Here is an 18,421-nt window from a genome sequence, read left to right on the forward strand (position 1 = left end):
TCCAAAAGACGATCGCACCGTCCACCACACTGTGGTTGGCAGGCACGATCACTGGACCGGAGGCCGTGGGTACCGCGAGCCGCCCCCCTGTGCATCGCCGGCGGGGCCCGGCACTCTCCGGGCCGCAGGTGGGTCAACTCGGTGCGGGCCCGGCCCGTCCGGTTCCCGGTGGCAGGTCCACCGCGCCGCCGGTGAGTTCGGAGACGGGAGTCTCCAGTGCCTGGGCCTGCTTCGTCCGGTCGGCCATGATCTCTCGCTCCCTTCTCGTCAGGCCGCGGGCACGGCTACTTCTGCGTGCTGCTCCCCACCGAGCACCACCTTGAGTGCGCCGGTCTCGCCGGCCCTGGAGAAGACCTCGTACGCCTCCTCCATCTGGTCCAGCTGGAAGGCGTGGGTGACCAGATGCCCGGTGGGGAGGCGCCCGGCGGCGGCCATCCGCAGCAGCATGGGGGTGGAGTAGGTGTCCACCAACCCGGTCGTGATCGTCACGTTCTTGATCCACAGGTCTTCGAGGTGCAGCGTGGCCGGCCTGCCGTGCACACCCACGTTGGCCACGTGTCCGCCGGGACGCACCATGCGCGTGCACAGCTCGAAGCTCTCCGGGACACCGACCGCCTCGATGACCACGTCCGCGCCGAGCCCGTCGGTGAGGTCGGCGACCAGCTGGGCGGGAGCCTCACGGACGTCCGCCACGGCGTCCGCGCCGAGCCGGTGGGCCGCCTCCAGCCGGCCCGGGGTCAGGTCCACGGCGATGATCCGCTCGGGCGAGAACAGCCGGGCCGTGGCTATCGCGGCGAGCCCGATGGGGCCTGCTCCGACGATGGTGACGCTGTCGCCGGGGCGTACACACCCGTTCAGGACACCGACCTCGTAGGAGGTCGGGAAGATGTCCGCGAGCAGTACGGCGTCCTCGCTGCGGAGGGGTCCGGGCAGCGGGTGAACGGACAGGTCGGCGAAGGGCACGCGGACGTACTCGGCCTGGGTGCCGTCGATCAGATGGCCGAGGATCCAGCCTCCGCCGCCCCGGCACTGGCCGTAGCTGCCGTCACGGCAGAAACGGCAACGGCCGCAGGAGGTGATGCAGGACATCAGCACCCGGTCTCCGGGCCGGACGGTGCGTACGTCGCTGCCGACCTCGACGATCTCGCCGACGGCTTCGTGCCCGAGCACCGTGCCGGGGCGCACCTCGGGCACATCGCCCTTGAGGATGTGCAGGTCCGTTCCGCAGATGGTCACGACACCGACCTTCACGATCGCGTCGGTGGGTTCCTTGACGGCCGGGTCCGGGACGTCCTGCCAGGAAGCCTGGCCGGGACCGTGGAAGACGAAGCCTTTCATGATGCTCCTCACCCTCGTCGGTCTGCCGTGGGACCCGGGTTCCGGCGCCTACGGCGAGGGCACGGGCCGGGTTCCGGAGCGGTGCCGGGATTGCCCCGGCACGTTCAGCTTGGTCAGCGCGCATGCGGCCACGCTTGGGCCGTCCGGCCCTCACCGTCGGCCGAACGGTGCCGATCCCGGCCGGACCCGGTGCGGCAGCGCCCGGGCCGGTCGTCCCTCCTGCGAGCCGATCGGCCCCTCCCGGCGGCACGACCACCGCCGGACGATGAAGGTGCCGCGGACCTGCTCCCGGCAGGGAGATCGTGCGCCGTCCGCCCGGACGGCGCACGAGGCACCAGCCGGAGGGTGAGGAGAGATGTCATGAACGAGACCCTGTCCCTCGGCCGGATCGCCGGCGTGCGGGTCGGCCTGCACTGGAGTGTCCTGGTCATCGTCGCCCTGGTGGCGGTCGCGCTCGCGCGCGGCCGGTTCCCCGCCGCCCACCCGGGGTACTCCGCCGCCGTGTACTGGGGACTCGCCCTGCTGACCGCCGTCGTCTTCCTCGGTTCCCTGCTGGCGCACGAACTGGCGCATGCCGTGGTCGCCCGCCGCAACGGCGTCCAGGTGGACGGGATCACTCTGTGGATGCTCGGCGGCGCCGCCCGCCTGCACGACGAGGCGCCGACGCCGGCGGCGGAGCTGCGCATCGCCGGCGTGGGTCCGCTCACGAGCCTGCTGGTCGGTGGCCTCCTCGCGGGCGTCGCCGCAGGGCTGGAGGCGCTCCATGCGTCCGGGCTGGTGGTCGAGGCGTTCGCATGGCTGGCCGCGATCAATGTTCTGCTGGCCGTCTTCAACGCGCTGCCCGCAGCGCCGCTCGACGGAGGACGGCTGCTGCGCGCGTACCTGTGGCACCGCACGGGCGACCGGCTGCGGGCAACTCGAGGCGCCTCGTCGGCGGGCCGGGCACTGGGCTGGCTCATGGTGGTGACCAGTCTTCTGGCCGTTCTGCACGGACATGATCTGTCTGGTCTGTGGCCCGCGCTGATCGGCTGGTTCCTCATTGCCGCGGCCACCGCCGAGGCACGCCAGGCCGAGATGCGCAGCCTCCTGCGCGGTGTGCCGGCGAGCCGGGCCATGACGCCGGACCCGGTCACCGTGCCGACCACGGCAACCCTCACCGACTTCCTTGCCGAGGGGCCCTTCGGCCACTACCGACACTCCGCGTTCCCGGTGCTGGCGGCCGACGGCTCGGTCAGTGGTGTGCTGACGCTTCGGCGCATCGACGCGACCCCGCCTGACACCCGTGCGCACACGTCGGTCGGCGAAGTGATGCGCCCCCTCGACGAGGTCGTCACGGCCGCCCCCGAGGAACCCGTGCTCGATCTGCTCCCACGTCTGGAGGCGAGCCCCGTGCGCCGTGCGCTGATCCTCGACGAGGGCCGCCTCGTCGGCATCCTCACCATCGCCGACATCACCCGTGCCCTCACCTGGCCGGCCACAGTCCGTGGCTCTGCAGGGCCGCACCACGGGCGACCCGAACAGCCGAAGGAGACCTGATGACCACCAGCGACCCGCTCTCCGGCCCGGTGCCTCCGCCCCACGTGCAGGTGAGACACCTCAAAAATCACGCGTTCGCAGTCACGGTGCGCGGGCACACCCTCATCACCGATCAGCCCGTCGAGGCGAGCGGTGACGACCGTGGCCCGACCCCCGTCGAAGTGCTTGTCGTGTCGCTCGCCTCATGCGTCGCCTACTACGCGGGACGGTTCTTCGAACGCCACCACCTGGACCGCGAACAGCTCCGCGTGCTGGCGGACTTCACCATGGCCGACGACCGGCCTGCCCGTATCGCCTCCGTGCGCCTGCGAGTCCTGGTGCCGCAGCTGAACGGGGCCAGGCTCGAGGCGCTGCGTGCGGTGGTCGATCACTGCACGGTGCACAACACGTTGCGGCAACCGCCGGAGATCCGGATCGAGTTCAGCTGACCCGAGGCGGTGCCCGCGGAGCGTGGGCCGACGTCAGCCGGGCTCCGGCACGACGGCCACCGGGCATGCCGCGTGATGCAGCACCCCGTGGGCGACGCGCCCGAGCTGGAGGCCGAAGTGGCCGTGACGACGCCAGGCACCGACAACGAGCAGGTCGGCCTCGCGGGAGGCGGCCAGCAGGGCGTCGCGGGCGTGGGCCTCGACCGTACGGCTTTGTACCTGCAGATCGGCCGGCGCCTCGCGCAGCGCCTCTGTCAGCGCCTGCACGGCCTCCTGCTCTTGCTGGTGTGCCGGTTCGCCGATGATCAGCGGATGCCCAGGGGTCGCGCGCGCGGGCCGGCGCCAGGCCCGTACCGCCTCCAGTGGCACGCGGCGCAGCAGAGCCTCTTCGACGGCGAACCGCACAGCGGCCGAGCCCGCCGGCTTCTCACCGACACCCAGGACGATGCGGCCACGCACTCCCGAGCGGGCCTGGTTGTCGTGGCTGCCGCGCAGCACGATCACCGGGCAGTGAGCGTGACCCGCGAGCATGACGCCGACGGAGCCCAGGAGTGCTTCGGTCATGGCGCTGCGGCCACGACAGCCCATGACCACTGCCAGAGCCGTTCGACTCTCCCGCACAAGCACGTACTCCGGCTCCTCGGCGAACACGTCGGTGGTCACCTTGATACCCGGCTGCCGGTCGTGGGCCCGCCGCTCGGCGCTGTCCACGATGTCTTGCGCGATCACCTCCTCCGACGGTTTGCTGCGCTCATGCGCGAGAGAGGCACCTTCATTGCGCTCCCACAGCGATGCGTACACCAGCCTGAGCGCCGCGCCGCGCAGGGCGGCTTCGTCCGCCGCCCAGTCCACGGCCCGCAGGCTCGGCTCGGACCCGTCGACCCCGACGACGATCGGAACGTCCATCCTGTTCACCGTCCCGGGCAGGGGTGAGGTCCGCTGACCGAGGCCCGGGGAGACACCGCGTTCGGGGCACCGCTCGGCCGAGCGGCGTCGAGCGCCGGGGCAGCGGGTGGCGACGGCTGGGCGAGGGCCGGTACGAGTGCTGCCTTCATGGGTGCTCCTCCGCGACGTACCGGTTCAACCGTGCGCCACGACGGCGACGGGGGCGGTGATGTGGTGCAGGGCGGCATGGGTGACGTGGCCGATGTGCGCACCGAGGTGGCTGGTGCGGATGCGTCGGCCGACGACAGCCAGTGACGCATCGCGCGCGGCGTTGACGAGGATCTGCGCGGCGCTGCCGCACCGGCTCGCCTCGACCACCTCGACGCCCGGGAACTTCTGCCGCCAGGGACGCAGGACCTCGGTGAGGGCGGCGGCCTGCCGGCGTTCGAGAGAGTCGTAGAGTTCGGCGTCGCCGGGGAAGCGGTAGAAGGAGGTGGGCGGCTCGGGCCAGCCGTGCACGACCCGCAGGGACGCCTCCCGGCGTGCGGCGGCGTCGAAGGCGAACTCCAGCAGCGTGTCGTCCGGATCGTCGGTGTCGAGGGCGAGCACCACGGGTCGGAAGGGCGCTGCGGCGGAGGGCGCGCCCGCCTGGTCCGTCCTGTGCTCGTCCGCGGCCTGCTCACCTGCCCGTACAAGGACCACCGGCCGTTCGGCGCGTGCGACGACGGACAGACTCACCGAGCCGACCACGAACCCGCCGATCGCTCCGAAGCCCCGCGAGCCGAGCACCAGCAGTTCGGCGGAGCGCGCCGCCTCGCACAGCATGTCGACCACATTCCCCGTGAGCTGCTCGCTGCTCACCTCGAGACCGGGGTGGAGCAGCCGCATGCCCTCGGCGGCCTCGCGCGGGATCCGCTCGATCCAGTGCTGGTCGGTCTCCGGTCCGGGCGACGGCGCCTGAGGCACCTGCGCGGGCGTCCGCGCCCAGACATGAACGATCTTCAACGACACGCCGCGCAGCATCGCTTCACGTGCCGCCCACTCGGCCGCGGCCCGGCTCTCGGGCGACCCGTCGAGTCCTACGGTGACGGTTCGGGACATGGTCTCCACCTCCCGGGTGAGGGCTCGATTCCAGCGTGGTGGGACGGCCGGGCCGAGGTCAGGGGCCGGAGGTCCCTGAGCGGGGCCGACCGGCCCACTGGAGCGACGCCCGCCCGACGGGAGGCCCGAACGGCCCGTCCTGGGGCCGAGGGACCTCTTCCCCAGCCTTCCCGTACGGCACACCCTGGAAGCAGCAGCACCACCCACCGAGAACCTCAGGGGGTCTCCATGTACGGCACCCCGCACATCGTCAGCGCTGTCATGACCCGCACGGTCGCCTCCGTCGACCGGTGGGCCTCGTTCAAAGTGATCGTGGGGATGATGCAGGACCGGGGGGTCAGCGCCCTGCCCGTGCTCGACGGTGAGGGCCGGGTCGTCGGCGTGGTCTCGGAGGCCGACCTGCTGCCCACCGAGGAGCTCCGGGACAGCCCCGAGGAGGCCTACGCACTGCTGCGCCTGCCCGCCGACATGGCGAAGGCCGGTGCGGTCACCGCGGGGGACCTGATGTCCTCGCCCGCGATCACCGTCGGCGCGAACGCGACCCTGGCCGAGGCCGCGCGGATCATGGCGCGCGAGAAGGTCAAGCGGCTGCCCGTGGTCGACGGGACCGGACTCCTGGAGGGCATAGTCAGCCGCGCCGACCTGCTCAAGGTCTTCCTGCGCGACGACCAGGACATCGCCGAGGAGATCCGGCACGAGATCGTGTCGTACCTGTTCCCGCTGACGTCCTCGGCCATTCAGGTGGCTGTACACGACGGGGTCGCCACGCTGACGGGCCAGGTCCGCGACACCTCTCTGGTCCCCGTTGCCGCGCGTCTGGTGCGCGCCGTCGAGGGGGTTGTGGACGTGGAGTTCGAACTCACTCGGGGGATGAGCGTGCGCTAGGTGGTCGCGCACCGGTCGTAGGGGGGTGCTCGTCACCGGGTGAACACAGGCTCGTTCACCCGGTGAGAAGGTTCTTCACCTCGACGACGTCGGCGATGTCTTCCACCTCCGCCACCAGCCGGGCCGTGGTCGCCGTCGGCACCCGTCCCGTCAGCTCCACGATGCCGTCATGGACGGCCACTTCCACCGCGGCGCGGTCTTCCTGCGGGCAGCAGGCATCGATCCTGGCCTCGACCTCTGCCCTTATCCCTGTGTCGTCCCTGATGAGGGCCTGGAGCAGCGCGTTGCGGCGCACGACGCCGACCAGCCGGCCCGCACCATCGGTGACCGGGAGCCGCTTGAGCCGGGACAGTGTGGCCTGCCAGGCGGCCTCGGCGACGGTCGCGCTCGGGAGCACCGTGATCGCGGGGCTTGTCATCAGGTCGGCTGCCGTCTCGCCGCGGGCCTTGCTGTGCATGCGACGCTCGCGCAGCCTTCCGACGCGTCCGGGCCGGTGGCCGGAGGCCTCGAAGGCCACCTTCGCCAGCAGGTCGGACTCCGACACGACGCCGATGACGTGGTCGTCGGCGTCCACGACCGGGACGGCGCCGACCTGCTCGCGCGCGAGCAGACGGGCGATGTCGCGGTACGGCAGGTCGTCGCGCAGGGAGACGGCGGGTACGTCCATCACGTCCCGCACCAGCGGGATCCGGGCTTCGGGCGGCGAAGGTCGTTCCGGGGCCGAGGCTGCCGTCGGCGCCGGGCCGGAGGTGTCGCCTACCGGGGCCTGCTCCGCGAAGCGAGCGCGTTCGGCCGCAGCCGTGGCCGCGGCTCCCAGATAGCGGAGCAGCCTGTCCTGCCGGTCCGTCTCGCCGGGGCTCCAGGGGCGGGAGGGCAGGTTCTGCCGAGCCTGGGCCTCCGTGGAGAAGTTCTCGTGATCATTCACGGCGGCCTCCGGACTCCGTCGGGTTGCCTACCGTCCCAGTCTCGCGCTCGGTCCGCTGTCGCCAAGAGCCGAACGGCCCTGGTCGAACGGCGTGACGGCCCTATCCGGTGCGGGGCGCAACGGGAACGGTGAGACTGAAAGAGCAGCCGACCGGCAGGAGGCCGCCGATGAGCCTGCGGGACTTCCTGGAGCGGTTCCGTCCAGTGGGGACGCCGGGAGCGTCCGCCATCGGCGTGCCCGCCGACCGTACGGCAGAACGTGCCGCGGAACTGGAGCCCACGCTCACGCGGTTGACGGACGTGCAGCAGGAGGCGGCAGGCATCCGGGCCGCCGCGGACGAGGCGGCCGAAGCCGTCCGGCGCGACACCGCACGGGAGGCGGCACGCCTCGTGGCGGCCGCCCGGGAGCAGGCCCCCGGGATGCGCCGGCAGGCCGCGGAAACCCTCCTCCGGGAGGCACGGCATCAGGCTGAGGCCGTTCGGGCCGCCGGAGAGCGCGCTGCTTCGGCGGTCAGGGAGCGTGCCGCGGGGCGCATGCCGGATCTGGTGGAGCGTGCGGTGGCCGACGCGCTGCGCCTGGCGGTCAGGACGGACGAACCACCGTGAGCGCGGGCTGGGTGGCCGGGGTGGTCCGGGCCAGGGCTCTGGTGAACCGGTACCCGGGCGCCGACGGGGCGCGGGAGATCGCGGCCTGTGCCTCGCTCGGCGACGCCCTGCAGCGTCTGGCGGCGACCCCGTACTCACGCCTCGTGCGAACGGCGGTCGGCCTGCCCGAGGCACAGCGGGCGGTGACCGCCACGCTGCTGTGGCATCTGCGGGTGCTGGCCGGCTGGCTGCCCCGGGGCGGTGCCCGTCTGCTCGTTCCGCTCGCCGCGGGGTTCGAGATCGCCAACGTGGTCTCCCGGCTGCTCGCGCAGGACGGTCGCCCTTCGCGGGCCCCGGAGCCCTACCGGCTCGGGGCTCTCGAGACGGCTTGGCGGAGCTTGGAACGTGCCGGGACACCCGCGGAGCTGCGGGCGGCACTCGCCGCCTCGCCATGGGGCGATCCCGGCGACGACACGCCCTGGACGCTGATCACCGGCATGAGGATGGCCGCCGCTCGGCGCATCGCCGTCGCCGTGCCGCCCGCGCGCCGCTGGGCCGAGGGGCGCGCGGCCCTGCTGATCGCCCGTGAACTGTTCGTCCACCAGCGCTCTCTGCCGAGGCCCGTACGGCGGGACGCTGCCCGGGTGCTCGGGGCGCGGGCGCCGTCCGCCACCTCGTACCAGGAGTTCCGAGAGGGCCTCCCTGGGACGGCACGCTGGGTCGTGGAGGAGGTGGCGGAGCCGGGAGGGCTGTGGCGGGCCGAGGCGGGCTGGTGGCGGAAGGTGCAGTACGACGGCGCGCTGATGCTGCGGGACGGCCGGTACGGCCCGCGCGTCGTCGTGGGCGCGGTCGCGGTGCTGTCCGTGGACGCGTGGCGGGTACGGGCGGCGCTGGAGTCGGCGGCGCGCGGCGGACGGCCCGCGGAGGTGTTCGATGCCCTGGCCTGAGGCGATGGCGCCGGTCCGGATGCGCCGTGTGGCAGTGATCGTGCCGCAGGTGGCCCTGCGGGACGCGCTGGTGCGGATCGCCGAGGAAGGCTGCCTCGAGCTGGACCGCGCCGAGGAAACGGCCCCGGGAACGGCGGCGGTGCGGCTGCAGCGGCTGCGGGGACGTGCAACGGCGGACGGGCCCGAGGACACCGTCTCGGCCGTCCTGGCCTCCGACGTGCCCGACCTCGATCTCCTCGAAGCTCGCCGCAGCGTCGAACTCCTGGCGGGCGAAGCCCAGTTGCAGGAGCGCGCGGAAGGCGCCGTACGGCGCGGGGACGTGGCCGCGCTGGCCGGGTGGTGCCCTGCCGCCGAGGTGCCCCGGGTAGCGGACCGGCTGGCCGCCGCGGGCGGCGCACTGGTGCTGTTGCCGTCCCCTCGCGGCACCGATCCGCCGACACTGCTGCGACCGGGCGGGCCCGTTTCCTTCACGCCGCTGGTGACGACGTACGGGACTCCGGCCTATGCGGACCTCGACCCGTCATGGCCGGCAGGCCTCGCCTATGTCGCAATGTTCGGGATCATGTTCGGGGACGTGGGGCACGGGGCGCTGCTGTTGTGCGGTGCGCTCGCGCTACGCCTCGGGCGGCCCCGTCGGCTCGCCCGGCTCAACCGGCTGTGGCCGTTCCTGGCGGGCGCCGGAGTCGCCGCCGTGCTCGCGGGCGCCGCCTACGGGGAGTTCTTCGGTCCGACCGGGCTGTTGCCGGTGCTGTGGCTGAGCCCGTTGGACAGTCCTGCCCGCCTGCTGGCCGCCGCCGTGGTCTTCGGGGCGGGACTGCTCGCCGGCGCGCATACCGCCGGCGCCGTCAACCGCGTGCGTGAGAGCGGCTGGGTCACAGCGCTGTACGCGGCGTCCGGCTGTGCCGGGCTGCTCTTCTACCTGGGGCTCGCGCTCGGCGCGGCGGGCCTGCTCCTGCACCGGCCGCCCGCGGCCGTCGGCGGGGCCACGCTCACCGTCGTCGGGCTGACGCTGGTGGCCCTCGGCCTGTTCCGGGCCACGGCGGGCGGCGGCGCCGGGTGCGCGGAGACTGCTGTCCGGCTGTTCGACGTCGTCGTGCGCACGGGCACCAACACCCTGTCGTTCGCCCGGCTCGCGGCCTTCGGTCTCACGCACGCCGCGCTCGCCGACCTGGTGTGGCGTGGCACCACGGGCCTGGCCGGGCGCGGTGCCGCCGGAGTCATGGGTGCGGTGGTGCTGTTCGCCGTGGGCACGGGCCTCTCGTTCGGCCTTGAGGCCCTGGTGGCCGGCGTGCAGGCCCTGCGGCTGGAGTTCTACGAACTCTTCTGCCGGCTCTTCGAGGCGGAGGGCCGCCCGTTCCGTCCGTGGCACGTTCCCCCGGCGGAACCTGCCGACAGCACTACGAAGGTGATCCCATGCTCACCTGGCTGATCGTCCTGCCGGTCCTGGCCGCGGTGCTCGGCGCCGTCCGGCTGCTGCGGCGGCGCCGGGCCAGACACGTCTTCCACTGGCTTCTGGCCACGAACCTCGCCCTGCTGGCCGGCGCGTGTGCCGTCCTCGGCACGGCGCTCGCGGGCACCGCGCAGGCCTCGGCACAGGCCGCCACGTCCGGCGGCGTGAACGGATCCGCTCTGATCGGGGCCGCCATCGCGGTGGCCGGAGCGTCCATCGGGGCCGCGATCGCGGTCGCCTACACGGGAGCGGCGGCTCTGGCCGCGCTGAGCGAGCGACCGGAGATGTTCGGCCGTGCGATGGTGATCGTCGGTCTGGCGGAGGGCATCGCCGTGTACGGGCTGGTGGTCGCGATCCTGCTGATCGGAAAGGCATGACGATGGGCACCGTGGCCGCCATCGGCACACGGACCAGCGTGTGCGGACTGGCCCTGGCCGGGGTCGACGTACTTGTGGCGGAAGATCCGGACGCCGTCCGCCGTGCCTGGCGGACGCTCCCGAGCACGGTAGGCCTCGTGCTCCTCACGGCCGAGGCCGCGGAAGCGCTGGGGGCCGACGCGATGGCACCCGCCCCTTCCCTGCCGCTGACCGTGGTGATGCCCTGATGACCGCGTCCGTGGACGCACTGGATCCCGTGCGCGCCGAGTTGCTGCGCGCGGCACGAGCCTCGGCCGACGCCGTCCGGGAACGAGCGCGGGCCGACGCGCAGGAAGCCCTGCGCGCAGCACGCCGGACCGCTGACGAGGTGCTCGCGCGGGCCCGGGACCTCGGCGAGGCCGACGGTAATGCCGAGGCGGCCCGAGAGCGGGTACGAGCGGCGCAGGACGCCTGGGCGGTCGAACTCGCGGCCCGCCGCGAGGTCTACGCCGAACTCAGGGAAGCGGTCCGCGCGGGCGTGCGCCGAGCGCTGGTGGAGGGTGCCGTACCGCAGGCCCGACTCGCCGCGGCGGCGCGGGCGCTGCTGGGGACCCGGGCGCGGGTCAGAACTGCCGCAGGGGGCGGAGTGACCGCCGAGGTGCCCGGCCGACGGGTCGACCTGTCGGCGGACGCTCTCGCGGACCGAGCCCTGGAACGGCTCGGTGCGCTGGCCGAGATGCTGTGGAGGCCGCTGTGACCACCACTGCGGCGCCCCTCCCCCGAGACGACTCGTCCCGCCCGGTGATCCTCAGGGTCGCCGGCCCCCTGGTGGACATCACCTGCCCGCCCTCGGTCGCCATGCACGACCTGGTCGTGCTCGGCTCCGCCCGACTGCCGGGCGAAGTGGTCGCCATCCACGGAGACACGGCCACCGTCCAGGCGTACGAGTACACGGGTGGACTGGCCCCCGGGCATCCTGCGGAGCCCCAGGGCCGACCGCTGTCGGTGCGCCTGGCCCCCGACCTGCTCGGGGGCGTGCACGACGGTCTGCTGCGCCCCCTGGCCGGTGCCGGTGACCTGCTCAGCGCAGGCGGACCGAGTTCACCACCGGAACTTCGCGGTTGGTCGTTCACACCAAGGGTCACCGAGGGAGCGAGGGCGGCTGCCGGGAACGTCCTCGGGGAGATCGGCGGGAGCGTGCCGCTGCGGCTTCTGATGCCTCCGGACTGCTCGGGCGAGGTGACCTGGGTCGCGGCACCGGGTGAGCACTCCGCCGACGCCGTGCTCGCGGTGGTGGGCGGGCACGAAATACGGATGGCGCAGTCCTGGCCCGTGCGCAGACCACGGCCGGTCGCCCGACGGTTGCCGGCGGACGTGCCGTTGAACACCGGGCAGAGGGCCGTCGATCTCCTCTTCCCCGTGGCCCGCGGCAGCACTGTCGCCGTGCCGGGCGGCTTCGGCACCGGTAAGACCATGCTGTTGCAGCAGATCGCCAAGTGGTGCGACGCCGACGTGATCGTCTACGTCGGCTGCGGTGAGCGCGGCAACGAGATGGCGGACGTCATCGAGGAACTGACCGAGCTGACCGATCCCCGTACCGGGGGCCGTCTGGCGGACCGGACCGTGACGATCGCGAACACCTCCAACATGCCGATGATGGCCCGCGAGGCGAGCGTCCACACGGGTGCGACGGTCGCGGAGTACTTCCGCGACATGGGCCTGGCCGTCGTGTTGATCGCCGACTCGACCTCCCGCTGGGCGGAGGCGCTGCGCGAGTTCGCCTCCCGCATGGGCGAACTTCCCGCCGAGGAAGGCTATCCGGCGGGACTCGCCTCCCAACTGGCCGCGTTCTACGAGCGGGCCGCAGCGGTGCGCACTCTCGGCGGCGCGACCGGCTCCGTCACGGTGATCGGCGCAGTGTCCCCGCCGGGCGGTGACCGCACCGAGCCGGTGACCGCGCACACCGAACGCTTCGTGCGCTGCCTGTGGAGCCTGGACCGCGATCTCGCCTATGCACGGCACTATCCGGCCGTGTCCTGGGCGGAGTCCTTCTCACGGGACGCCGCCGCGCTCGCCACCGCCCATGCCCGGGCCGGCGACGCCGAGTGGGCCGCGCGGCGCGGACGGGTGGCACTGCTGCTCGCCGAGGCGGACAGGCTGGCCGACCTGGTCGACTTGGTCGGTGTCACGGCTCTGCCGTCCCAGGAGCGGATCAGCGTGCTCGCGGGACGGCTGCTGCGCGCAGCTCTGGTCCAGCAGAACGCCCTGTCGCCGGCCGATGCCTACAGCGCCCCCGAGAAGACCGCCGCCCTCGTGGAGGCCGTGCTGACGGTGATCGACCGCTGCCTGGAACTGGTGGACACCGGCGCCCAGGCGGACGCCGTCGAGGCGGTCGACTTCACCCCGCTGCTGCGAGCGCGCGAAACGGCCGGCCCGGAGGAGACCGCTCCCGTGGCAGCGGCCCGCGACACCGTGCTGGCCCGGCTTGGGGAGGCCGCGTGAGCGCCCTCCCCGGCATCGAGTACACGGGCGTACGGGAACTGCGCGGGCCGCTCGTGGTCGTCGAGGGCGTCAGCGGTGTCGGGTGGGACGAGTTCGCCACGATCCTCCTCGACTCCGGTGAACGACGGCACGGGCTGGTCCTGGAGGTGGACAGGGATCTCGCGGTGGTGCAGGTGCTGGAGGACACGGCCGGCATGGACCGGACCGGCACCCGCGTCGCCTTCTCGGGCACGCCGCTGCGGATCCCGGTGGGCACCGGATGGCTGGGGCGGGTGTGCAACGGGCGGGGCGAACCGGCCGACGGGGGGCCGCCGGTGCTGGGCCGATCGCACGCGACGGTCGGCGGCGCGCCGATCAACCCGGTGCGCCGGGAACCGCCGAACGAGCCGGTGCTCACCGGTGTGGGCGCGGTGGACGTGCTCACCACGCTGGTGCGGGGGCAGAAGCTGCCGGTGTTCTCGGCAGCCGGGCTGCCGCATCTGGAGCTGGCGGTACAGATCGCGGCCCAGGCGACGTGCGTCGGCGAGGCCTTCGCCGTCGTGTTCGCCGGCATGGGACTCACACACGCCGACGCGGCGTTCGTCCGTGACGGGCTTGCCGCCCGCTCCGCCGCACGGGAACTGGCCCTCCTCGTCAACACGGCCGACGACCCGGTGATCGAACGGTTGCTCACCCCACGTCTGGCCCTGACCGTCGCCGAGCACCTGGCGTTCGCCGAGGGCCGTCACGTCCTGGTGGTGATGACGGACATGACGTCCTATGCGGAGGCGCTGCGCGAAGTGTCCGCCGCGAGGGGTGAGATCCCGGCCCGCCGGGCGTACCCGGGCTACCTGTACAGCGACCTCGCGTCCCTCTACGAACGCTGCGGCAGGATCAGGGGCCGCCCGGGGTCGGTGACCGTGCTGCCGGTGCTCACCATGCCGGCGGGCGACATCACCCACCCCGTTCCGGACCTCACCGGTTACATCACGGAGGGGCAGATCGTGCTGTCCGCCGAGGTGTACGCGGCCGGCGCGTATCCACCCGTCGACCCGCTGGCCTCGCTGTCGCGTCTGATGCGCAAGGGCACCGGAGCGGGTCGTACCCGGGCGGACCATCCGGCCGTGGCCGCGCAGTTGATCGCCGCGCTGGCCCGGTCCCGGCAGGTACGGGAACTCGCCGACCTGATCGGACGGTCGGCCCTGAGCCCGACCGATCTGCGCCATCTGAACCTGGAGGACGCCTTCCGGCACCGGTTCCTGACTCAGGCAAGGAACGAGAACCGGTCGTTCGACGAGTCCCTCGACCGGGCCTGGGAAGTGCTGCTGACCTTGCCGCGCAGCCAGCTCGGCATGATCCCGGTGGACCTGCTCGACAGCCACGCCCCGCAGCAGGGCGAGGAGCCGACGTGAGCACGCACCGGCGCCGGGTGCCGCCGGGACGGGCCGGACGGTTGCGGCTTCGCCGCAGCTTGGCCACCGCGCTGCGCGGAGCTGACCTGCTGGAACGCAAACTCCGGCTGCTGCTCGACCGGGAGCGCGCGGAACGACGGGCCGCAGAGGATGCGGGCTCGGCGTGGCGGGAAGAGCTGGCCCAGGCCGACACCTGGCTGGTACGCGGGGCGCTGCTCGGCGGCGAACGGGCGCTGGCCCAGGCGGTGCCCGCGGACCGGGCGCACGTCGACGTCGAGTGGGCCGTGCTGATGGGCGTACGCCATCCCGCGGCGGTGTCCTGGACGGCCCCCGCCCGCTCCCCTGCGGAGCCGACACCGCCCAACACCGCGCTCGCGCGAGCCGAGACGGCCTACCGGACCGCGGTACGCGCCGCATCGGAGTACGCCGCTCACCAGGCAGCCGCCGACCTGCTCGCCGCCGAAGCCGAACGAACCCGACAGCGGGTTCGCGCCCTGCGCCGGCATTGGATCCCCCGCTTGCAACGCGAACTGACGGCTCTCGAGCTGGCGTTGGAGGAGAGCGAACACGAGGAAGCGGTACGACGCCGCTGGGCCGCGTCCCGCGGGGCCCGGTGAGGGCGCCACGGCGATGGCGGGTCCACGCCTGGGCCCGCCACATGCCGTCGACCGAAGTCAGTCGCCGTGCTTGATCTCGACGTGCTTGGCCTCTGCCTTCTCGGCGCCCAGGCCGACGCTGACGGTGAGCATGCCGTCGGTGTAGTCGGCCTTGACGTCGTCCTCGTCGGCGCCCGGCGGCAGCGTCACGCTGCGGCTCATCGCGCCGTACCGGATCTCGCTGTGGTTCTTGTCCACGTCCCGTTCGGTACGTTCGGCCTGGACCGTCAGGATCCCGTCGCCTATGACGACGTCGATCTCCTCGGGGGACATGCCCGGAAGTTCGGCGCGCATGACGTAGCGGTCGTCCTCCGTGTAGTCCTCGATACGGAGCGTGGGGATCGTCCATTTGCCGGGAATGGTCTCGAACCAGTCCGGCATCTCCGGGAACGGGAACCTCTGCCTGCGTGTCAGGGTGGCCATCGCGGTACCTCCTCGCTGTGCTCTCGGCTGCCGACAGCTCCAGTCCAGCGCGCCCGGTCCCGCGCCGCTGAGGCCGAAGAGCCCATACCCTTGGCCCTATAGGTCCCTTTCTTCCGTTGTGGTCGCGACAAGGCCGGTCGCGAAGGGAGGACCACACCGGGCGGCGATCGGACGGGGCCGCCGGATCGCCGGCAGGGCGGCCGACCGGGACGAGGCGAGGACCAATGGCCCCTGGATCCCGGACCGTCCCGGGGCTTCCATGAGATCGGTGGCGCCGCTCCGCGCCACCACCGGGAGGAGGCGAGCGAGATGTCCGCTCCCGCACCGACAAGGACGAGTGACCGGGCCGTGCCCGGTGCCGGACCCGAGGCGACCGGCTCCTCGATGCGCGCCCAGGTGGGCGACGAGATCGTCGTACGCGGCACCACAGCCGGGGTCGTGGCCCGCGACGGCGAGGTCGTGGCGCTCCGCCATCCGGACGGCAGCCCACCGTACGACGTGCGGTGGGCCGAGGACAGCCGGGTGACCCTGTACTTCCCAGGGCCCGACGCCTTCGTCAGGCATCTGACGCCCACCCCGTACCCTGCGAGCACGTCTATGCACGCATCGTCGCCTCTCGACGGGCTGAAGACGGGAGGCCGTCATGTCACGGCCCGGTGAGCGCCGCCCGATCGTGGTGGGCGTCGATCCAGATCCCGGTCGGCGGACGGCGCTGGCCTGGGCGGCGGACGAGGCCGCCCGCCGCGGGCTGCCGTTGCGTCCGGTCCATGTCGAGGGCGTACCGACCAGGGGCTACCGGGGGCGGGAGGTCCCGCCGTCCTGGGAGGGATGGAACGAGTCGCTGCACGAGGCCGGGAAGCAGGTGCTCGAAGAAGCCGCGAACTTCGTCGGGGCGCGGCACCCGCAGGTCGAGGTGGACACCTTGCTCGCGGAGGGCGACCCCGTGTGGGTGCTGCGTGAGCAGAGCCGTGAGGCCACGGCCGTCGTGCTGGGATCGCGGCATCTGAGCCGGGCCCAGGAGGTGTTCGGCTCCGCCTCGGTCGCCGTTCCGGTCATGGCCCACGCACACTGCCCCGTGGTGGTCGTGCCCGAGCCCGAGCACATCACCCAGGAGCCCTGGTACTACGTCGTCGGCGTCGACGGCAGCGAACACTCGGCCGCCGCGGTCGACGTGGCATTCGAGATGGCGTCCCTGCACGGCGCCCAGCTGCGGGCCCTGTACGTCTGGCAGCCGGGCCCGCTGAGGATCTTCGACGAGTACGCCCCGCAGCAGGAGGCCCGCAGGTTGCTCTCCGAGACCGTGGCCGGCCGCCACGACCGCTACCCGGAGGTGGAGCTGCACCACGAACTGGTCGTCGGGCATCCCGTGCAGGTGCTCACCGAAGCCTCCGCCCATGCGCTGGGCCTGGTGGTGGGAACACGGGGTCACGGAGGTTTCACCGGCATGCTGCTGGGCTCGGTCAGCCAGGGAGTGCTGCACCACGCCCGCTGCCCCGTCATCGCCGTTCCGTCGAGGCCGACTTGAGGCCGAGGTCGGAGCCTCCTGCAGAGAAGGGAAGCCACGGTGACTGCACAACCCTTGGACGTGAACGTCGTCTCCGAGCTCGTTGCGGAGGCCACGGCGGCACCCTCGCTGCACAACGCGCAGCCCTGGAGGTTCCGCTTTCTGCGGGACAGCGCCGTCCTGCGCGTGTACGCCGACCTGGAGCGGGCCCTGCCACAGACCGATCCGGACAGGCGGGGCCTGCATCTCGGCTGCGGCGCGGCGCTCCTCAACCTGCGTGTGGCCGCCGCCGCGAAGGGGCTGGCGCCGGTCGTCCGGTTGCTGCCTGCTCCGGACGATGCGGAGCTGATCGCCGAGCTCGGTCTGCGCGGCTCCACGCCGCCCGACGAGGCGCTCGCCCGGCTGTACCCGGCGATCTCCCGCCGTCATTCCAGCCGTTTCCCCTATTGCGACGAGCGGATCCCGGCCGCCGTGGCGGAGCGGCTGTGCGACGCGGCTGATGCCGAGGGCGCCCAGCTGGCCTTCCCCGGTGCCTGGCATGTGCGGTCGATTCTGGAGCTGGTGCAGGATGCTGAAGGCCGGCAGACCCTGGACCCGGGCATCCGCGATGAAACGGCACAGTGGACGCGTACGGAACCATCGGACGTCGTAGGCGCACCCGACGGCATCCCCGCGGAGGCGTTCGGCCCCCGCCAGCACGGCACAACAGCCCCTGTGCGCGACTTCGCCGTCGGCCGTCCGATGCCGGGGCGCGCCTGGGCATCCTTCGAGAAGAACCCGAACATCGCTGTGCTGGGCACGGCCCACGACGGACCCGCCGACTGGCTGCTCGCGGGCCAGGCACTGGAGCGTGTTCTGCTCCAGGCCACCACGGAGGGGCTGGTCGGCTCGATGACCTCCCAGCCCTTGGAATGGCCGGAACTCCGGTGGGTGGTCCGCGACCCCGTCTCGGCCATGGCCCACGTGCAGATGGTGCTCCGGCTCGGCTACGGCCCCGAAGGCCCCGCGAGCCCGCGGCGTCCGGTGGCCGACGTGCTCGACCTCGCCTGAGGCAGGTGGGGTCGTATGAAGGTCTCCGAGATCATGACCGCGCCACCGGTGTCCGTCGCACCCCGTGCATCCCTGCTCGAGGTGACCCGGCGGATGACCGAGTCCGCCGTCGGCTCCGTCCTCGTCGTCGAGGACGGAGTGCTGCGGGGCATCGTCACCGACCGCGACCTCGCCGTACGCGGCCTGGGCGGTGGCCTGGGGCGGGAAGCACCGGTGGACACGGTGATGTCGGCCGAGGTGGTCACGGTCGACGCGAACGACGACCTCCAAGTGGCCTACCGGACGTTCCGCCGCACCGGTGTGCGCCGCCTTCCGGTCCTCGACGGGGGCCGGGTGGCGGGGGTGCTGACGATCGACGACCTGTTCCTGGACGTCTTCCGTCGGCTGGCCGACCTTCTCGGACCGGTCGCCTGGAGCGTGCTCCGGGAGCCGCCGGGGCCGCCTTCGGCGGTATGAGCCC

General features: G+C 72.8%; 21 protein-coding genes. 16 read left to right on the forward strand and 5 right to left on the reverse strand.

Translation table 11 applies throughout. The annotated features are described in order from the left end of the window. Positions 1-267: 267 nt before the first annotated feature. Entirely contained in the window at positions 268-1,338 is a 1,071-nt protein-coding gene (locus tag AC07DS_RS15065; RefSeq protein WP_479145423.1) for a zinc-dependent alcohol dehydrogenase family protein, read from the reverse strand. 360 nt (positions 1,339-1,698) lie between these two features. On the opposite strand from AC07DS_RS15065, the gene AC07DS_RS15070 reads away from it, so the two are divergent. Next, entirely contained in the window at positions 1,699-2,874 is a 1,176-nt protein-coding gene (locus AC07DS_RS15070) for a site-2 protease family protein (protein WP_479145425.1), read from the forward strand. Continuing rightward, positions 2,874-3,302 (forward strand): OsmC family protein, encoded by a 429-nt coding sequence (locus AC07DS_RS15075; protein ID WP_479145427.1) that lies wholly within the window; start codon positions 2,874-2,876, stop codon positions 3,300-3,302. The genes AC07DS_RS15070 and AC07DS_RS15075 overlap by 1 nt, the downstream gene beginning before the upstream one ends. A 33-nt stretch (positions 3,303-3,335) precedes the next feature. Here AC07DS_RS15075 and AC07DS_RS15080 read toward each other — a convergent pair whose 3' ends face one another. Together AC07DS_RS15080 and AC07DS_RS15085 are read right to left on the reverse strand one after the other, a co-directional pair. After that, positions 3,336-4,208, reverse strand: a complete 873-nt coding sequence (locus tag AC07DS_RS15080) for a universal stress protein (protein WP_479145429.1) — start codon at positions 4,206-4,208, stop codon at positions 3,336-3,338. A gap of 174 nt (positions 4,209-4,382) precedes the next feature. Next, a complete protein-coding gene (locus AC07DS_RS15085) occupies positions 4,383-5,288 on the reverse strand; it encodes a universal stress protein (protein ID WP_479145431.1) in 906 nt (301 codons plus the stop codon). Between the two features lie 228 nt (positions 5,289-5,516). On the opposite strand from AC07DS_RS15085, the gene AC07DS_RS15090 reads away from it, so the two are divergent. Continuing rightward, positions 5,517-6,173, forward strand: coding sequence for a CBS domain-containing protein (locus AC07DS_RS15090; protein WP_479145433.1), 657 nt, complete (start codon positions 5,517-5,519; stop codon positions 6,171-6,173). Positions 6,174-6,228: 55 nt separating this feature from the next. On the opposite strand, the gene AC07DS_RS15095 is transcribed toward AC07DS_RS15090, so the two are convergent. Beyond that, positions 6,229-7,098 (reverse strand): CBS domain-containing protein, encoded by an 870-nt coding sequence (locus AC07DS_RS15095; protein WP_479145435.1) that lies wholly within the window; start codon positions 7,096-7,098, stop codon positions 6,229-6,231. Between the two features lie 167 nt (positions 7,099-7,265). Here AC07DS_RS15095 and AC07DS_RS15100 point away from each other — a divergent pair, with 167 nt between their 5' ends. Genes AC07DS_RS15100 through AC07DS_RS15140 form a run of 9 tightly spaced genes read left to right on the forward strand, consistent with a single transcriptional unit; the run spans position 7,266 to position 14,945 of the window. Beyond that, on the forward strand, positions 7,266-7,703 hold the full coding sequence (locus tag AC07DS_RS15100; RefSeq protein ID WP_479145436.1) for a hypothetical protein: 438 nt from the start codon (positions 7,266-7,268) through the stop codon (positions 7,701-7,703). Beyond that, positions 7,700-8,629: a hypothetical protein gene (locus AC07DS_RS15105; protein ID WP_479145438.1), complete on the forward strand. Its 930-nt coding sequence runs from the start codon at positions 7,700-7,702 to the stop codon at positions 8,627-8,629. The genes AC07DS_RS15100 and AC07DS_RS15105 overlap by 4 nt, the downstream gene beginning before the upstream one ends. Next, on the forward strand, positions 8,616-10,058 hold the full coding sequence (locus AC07DS_RS15110) for a V-type ATPase 116kDa subunit family protein (protein WP_479145440.1): 1,443 nt from the start codon (positions 8,616-8,618) through the stop codon (positions 10,056-10,058). The genes AC07DS_RS15105 and AC07DS_RS15110 overlap by 14 nt, the downstream gene beginning before the upstream one ends. After that, a complete protein-coding gene (locus AC07DS_RS15115) occupies positions 10,043-10,456 on the forward strand; it encodes an ATP synthase subunit C (protein WP_479145442.1) in 414 nt (137 codons plus the stop codon). Before AC07DS_RS15110 ends, AC07DS_RS15115 begins: the two co-directional genes overlap by 16 nt. Continuing rightward, on the forward strand, positions 10,453-10,683 hold the full coding sequence (locus AC07DS_RS15120) for a V-type ATP synthase subunit F (protein WP_479145444.1): 231 nt from the start codon (positions 10,453-10,455) through the stop codon (positions 10,681-10,683). Before AC07DS_RS15115 ends, AC07DS_RS15120 begins: the two co-directional genes overlap by 4 nt. Further along, positions 10,683-11,192: a V-type ATP synthase subunit E family protein gene (locus AC07DS_RS15125; protein ID WP_479145446.1), complete on the forward strand. Its 510-nt coding sequence runs from the start codon at positions 10,683-10,685 to the stop codon at positions 11,190-11,192. The genes AC07DS_RS15120 and AC07DS_RS15125 overlap by 1 nt, the downstream gene beginning before the upstream one ends. Continuing rightward, on the forward strand, positions 11,189-12,937 hold the full coding sequence (locus AC07DS_RS15130; protein WP_479145447.1) for a V-type ATP synthase subunit A: 1,749 nt from the start codon (positions 11,189-11,191) through the stop codon (positions 12,935-12,937). Before AC07DS_RS15125 ends, AC07DS_RS15130 begins: the two co-directional genes overlap by 4 nt. After that, a complete protein-coding gene (locus AC07DS_RS15135) occupies positions 12,934-14,328 on the forward strand; it encodes a V-type ATP synthase subunit B (protein ID WP_479145449.1) in 1,395 nt (464 codons plus the stop codon). The genes AC07DS_RS15130 and AC07DS_RS15135 overlap by 4 nt, the downstream gene beginning before the upstream one ends. Then, the gene (locus AC07DS_RS15140; RefSeq protein WP_479145451.1) at positions 14,325-14,945 is read left to right on the forward strand and encodes a V-type ATP synthase subunit D; all 621 of its coding nucleotides are present in this window, start codon (positions 14,325-14,327) and stop codon (positions 14,943-14,945) included. Before AC07DS_RS15135 ends, AC07DS_RS15140 begins: the two co-directional genes overlap by 4 nt. Before the next feature lie 57 nt (positions 14,946-15,002). On the opposite strand, the gene AC07DS_RS15145 is transcribed toward AC07DS_RS15140, so the two are convergent. Continuing rightward, positions 15,003-15,407, reverse strand: a complete 405-nt coding sequence (locus tag AC07DS_RS15145) for an Hsp20/alpha crystallin family protein (RefSeq protein ID WP_479145453.1) — start codon at positions 15,405-15,407, stop codon at positions 15,003-15,005. Between the two features lie 309 nt (positions 15,408-15,716). Between AC07DS_RS15145 and AC07DS_RS15150 the strand changes: the two genes are divergently transcribed. The 4 genes from AC07DS_RS15150 to AC07DS_RS15165 are packed head-to-tail and all read left to right on the forward strand — an operon-like array spanning position 15,717 to position 18,417. Then, complete coding sequence (locus tag AC07DS_RS15150) at positions 15,717-16,067, forward strand: DUF1918 domain-containing protein (protein ID WP_479145455.1); 351 nt, start codon at positions 15,717-15,719, stop codon at positions 16,065-16,067. Next, a complete protein-coding gene (locus tag AC07DS_RS15155) occupies positions 16,051-16,932 on the forward strand; it encodes a universal stress protein (RefSeq protein ID WP_479145457.1) in 882 nt (293 codons plus the stop codon). Before AC07DS_RS15150 ends, AC07DS_RS15155 begins: the two co-directional genes overlap by 17 nt. 39 nt (positions 16,933-16,971) lie before the next feature. Next, complete coding sequence (locus tag AC07DS_RS15160) at positions 16,972-17,961, forward strand: Acg family FMN-binding oxidoreductase (protein WP_479145459.1); 990 nt, start codon at positions 16,972-16,974, stop codon at positions 17,959-17,961. 15 nt (positions 17,962-17,976) lie between these two features. Continuing rightward, positions 17,977-18,417 carry a CBS domain-containing protein gene (locus tag AC07DS_RS15165; protein ID WP_479145461.1) on the forward strand — a complete coding sequence of 147 codons (441 nt, stop codon included), beginning with the start codon at positions 17,977-17,979 and terminating at the stop codon, positions 18,415-18,417. The last annotated feature ends 4 nt before the right edge of the window (positions 18,418-18,421 follow it).

The sequence above is a fragment of the Streptomyces sp. NPDC044064 genome (assembly GCF_056434245.1).

Bases quoted from the DNA above. Each gene is read 5' to 3' on its own strand.
- AC07DS_RS15065 (WP_479145423.1), bottom strand. From the start codon at position 1,338: ATGAAAGGCTTCGTCTTCCACGGTCCCGGCCAGGCTTCCTGGCAGGAC.
- AC07DS_RS15070 (WP_479145425.1), top strand. From the start codon at position 1,699: ATGAACGAGACCCTGTCCCTCGGCCGGATCGCCGGCGTGCGGGTCGGC.
- AC07DS_RS15075 (WP_479145427.1), top strand. From the start codon at position 2,874: ATGACCACCAGCGACCCGCTCTCCGGCCCGGTGCCTCCGCCCCACGTG.
- AC07DS_RS15080 (WP_479145429.1), bottom strand. From the start codon at position 4,208: ATGGACGTTCCGATCGTCGTCGGGGTCGACGGGTCCGAGCCGAGCCTG.
- AC07DS_RS15085 (WP_479145431.1), bottom strand. From the start codon at position 5,288: ATGTCCCGAACCGTCACCGTAGGACTCGACGGGTCGCCCGAGAGCCGG.
- AC07DS_RS15090 (WP_479145433.1), top strand. From the start codon at position 5,517: ATGTACGGCACCCCGCACATCGTCAGCGCTGTCATGACCCGCACGGTC.
- AC07DS_RS15100 (WP_479145436.1), top strand. From the start codon at position 7,266: ATGAGCCTGCGGGACTTCCTGGAGCGGTTCCGTCCAGTGGGGACGCCG.
- AC07DS_RS15110 (WP_479145440.1), top strand. From the start codon at position 8,616: ATGCCCTGGCCTGAGGCGATGGCGCCGGTCCGGATGCGCCGTGTGGCA.
- AC07DS_RS15115 (WP_479145442.1), top strand. From the start codon at position 10,043: ATGCTCACCTGGCTGATCGTCCTGCCGGTCCTGGCCGCGGTGCTCGGC.
- AC07DS_RS15120 (WP_479145444.1), top strand. From the start codon at position 10,453: ATGACGATGGGCACCGTGGCCGCCATCGGCACACGGACCAGCGTGTGC.
- AC07DS_RS15125 (WP_479145446.1), top strand. From the start codon at position 10,683: ATGACCGCGTCCGTGGACGCACTGGATCCCGTGCGCGCCGAGTTGCTG.
- AC07DS_RS15145 (WP_479145453.1), bottom strand. From the start codon at position 15,407: ATGGCCACCCTGACACGCAGGCAGAGGTTCCCGTTCCCGGAGATGCCG.
- AC07DS_RS15150 (WP_479145455.1), top strand. From the start codon at position 15,717: ATGTCCGCTCCCGCACCGACAAGGACGAGTGACCGGGCCGTGCCCGGT.
- AC07DS_RS15155 (WP_479145457.1), top strand. From the start codon at position 16,051: ATGTCACGGCCCGGTGAGCGCCGCCCGATCGTGGTGGGCGTCGATCCA.
- AC07DS_RS15165 (WP_479145461.1), top strand. From the start codon at position 17,977: ATGAAGGTCTCCGAGATCATGACCGCGCCACCGGTGTCCGTCGCACCC.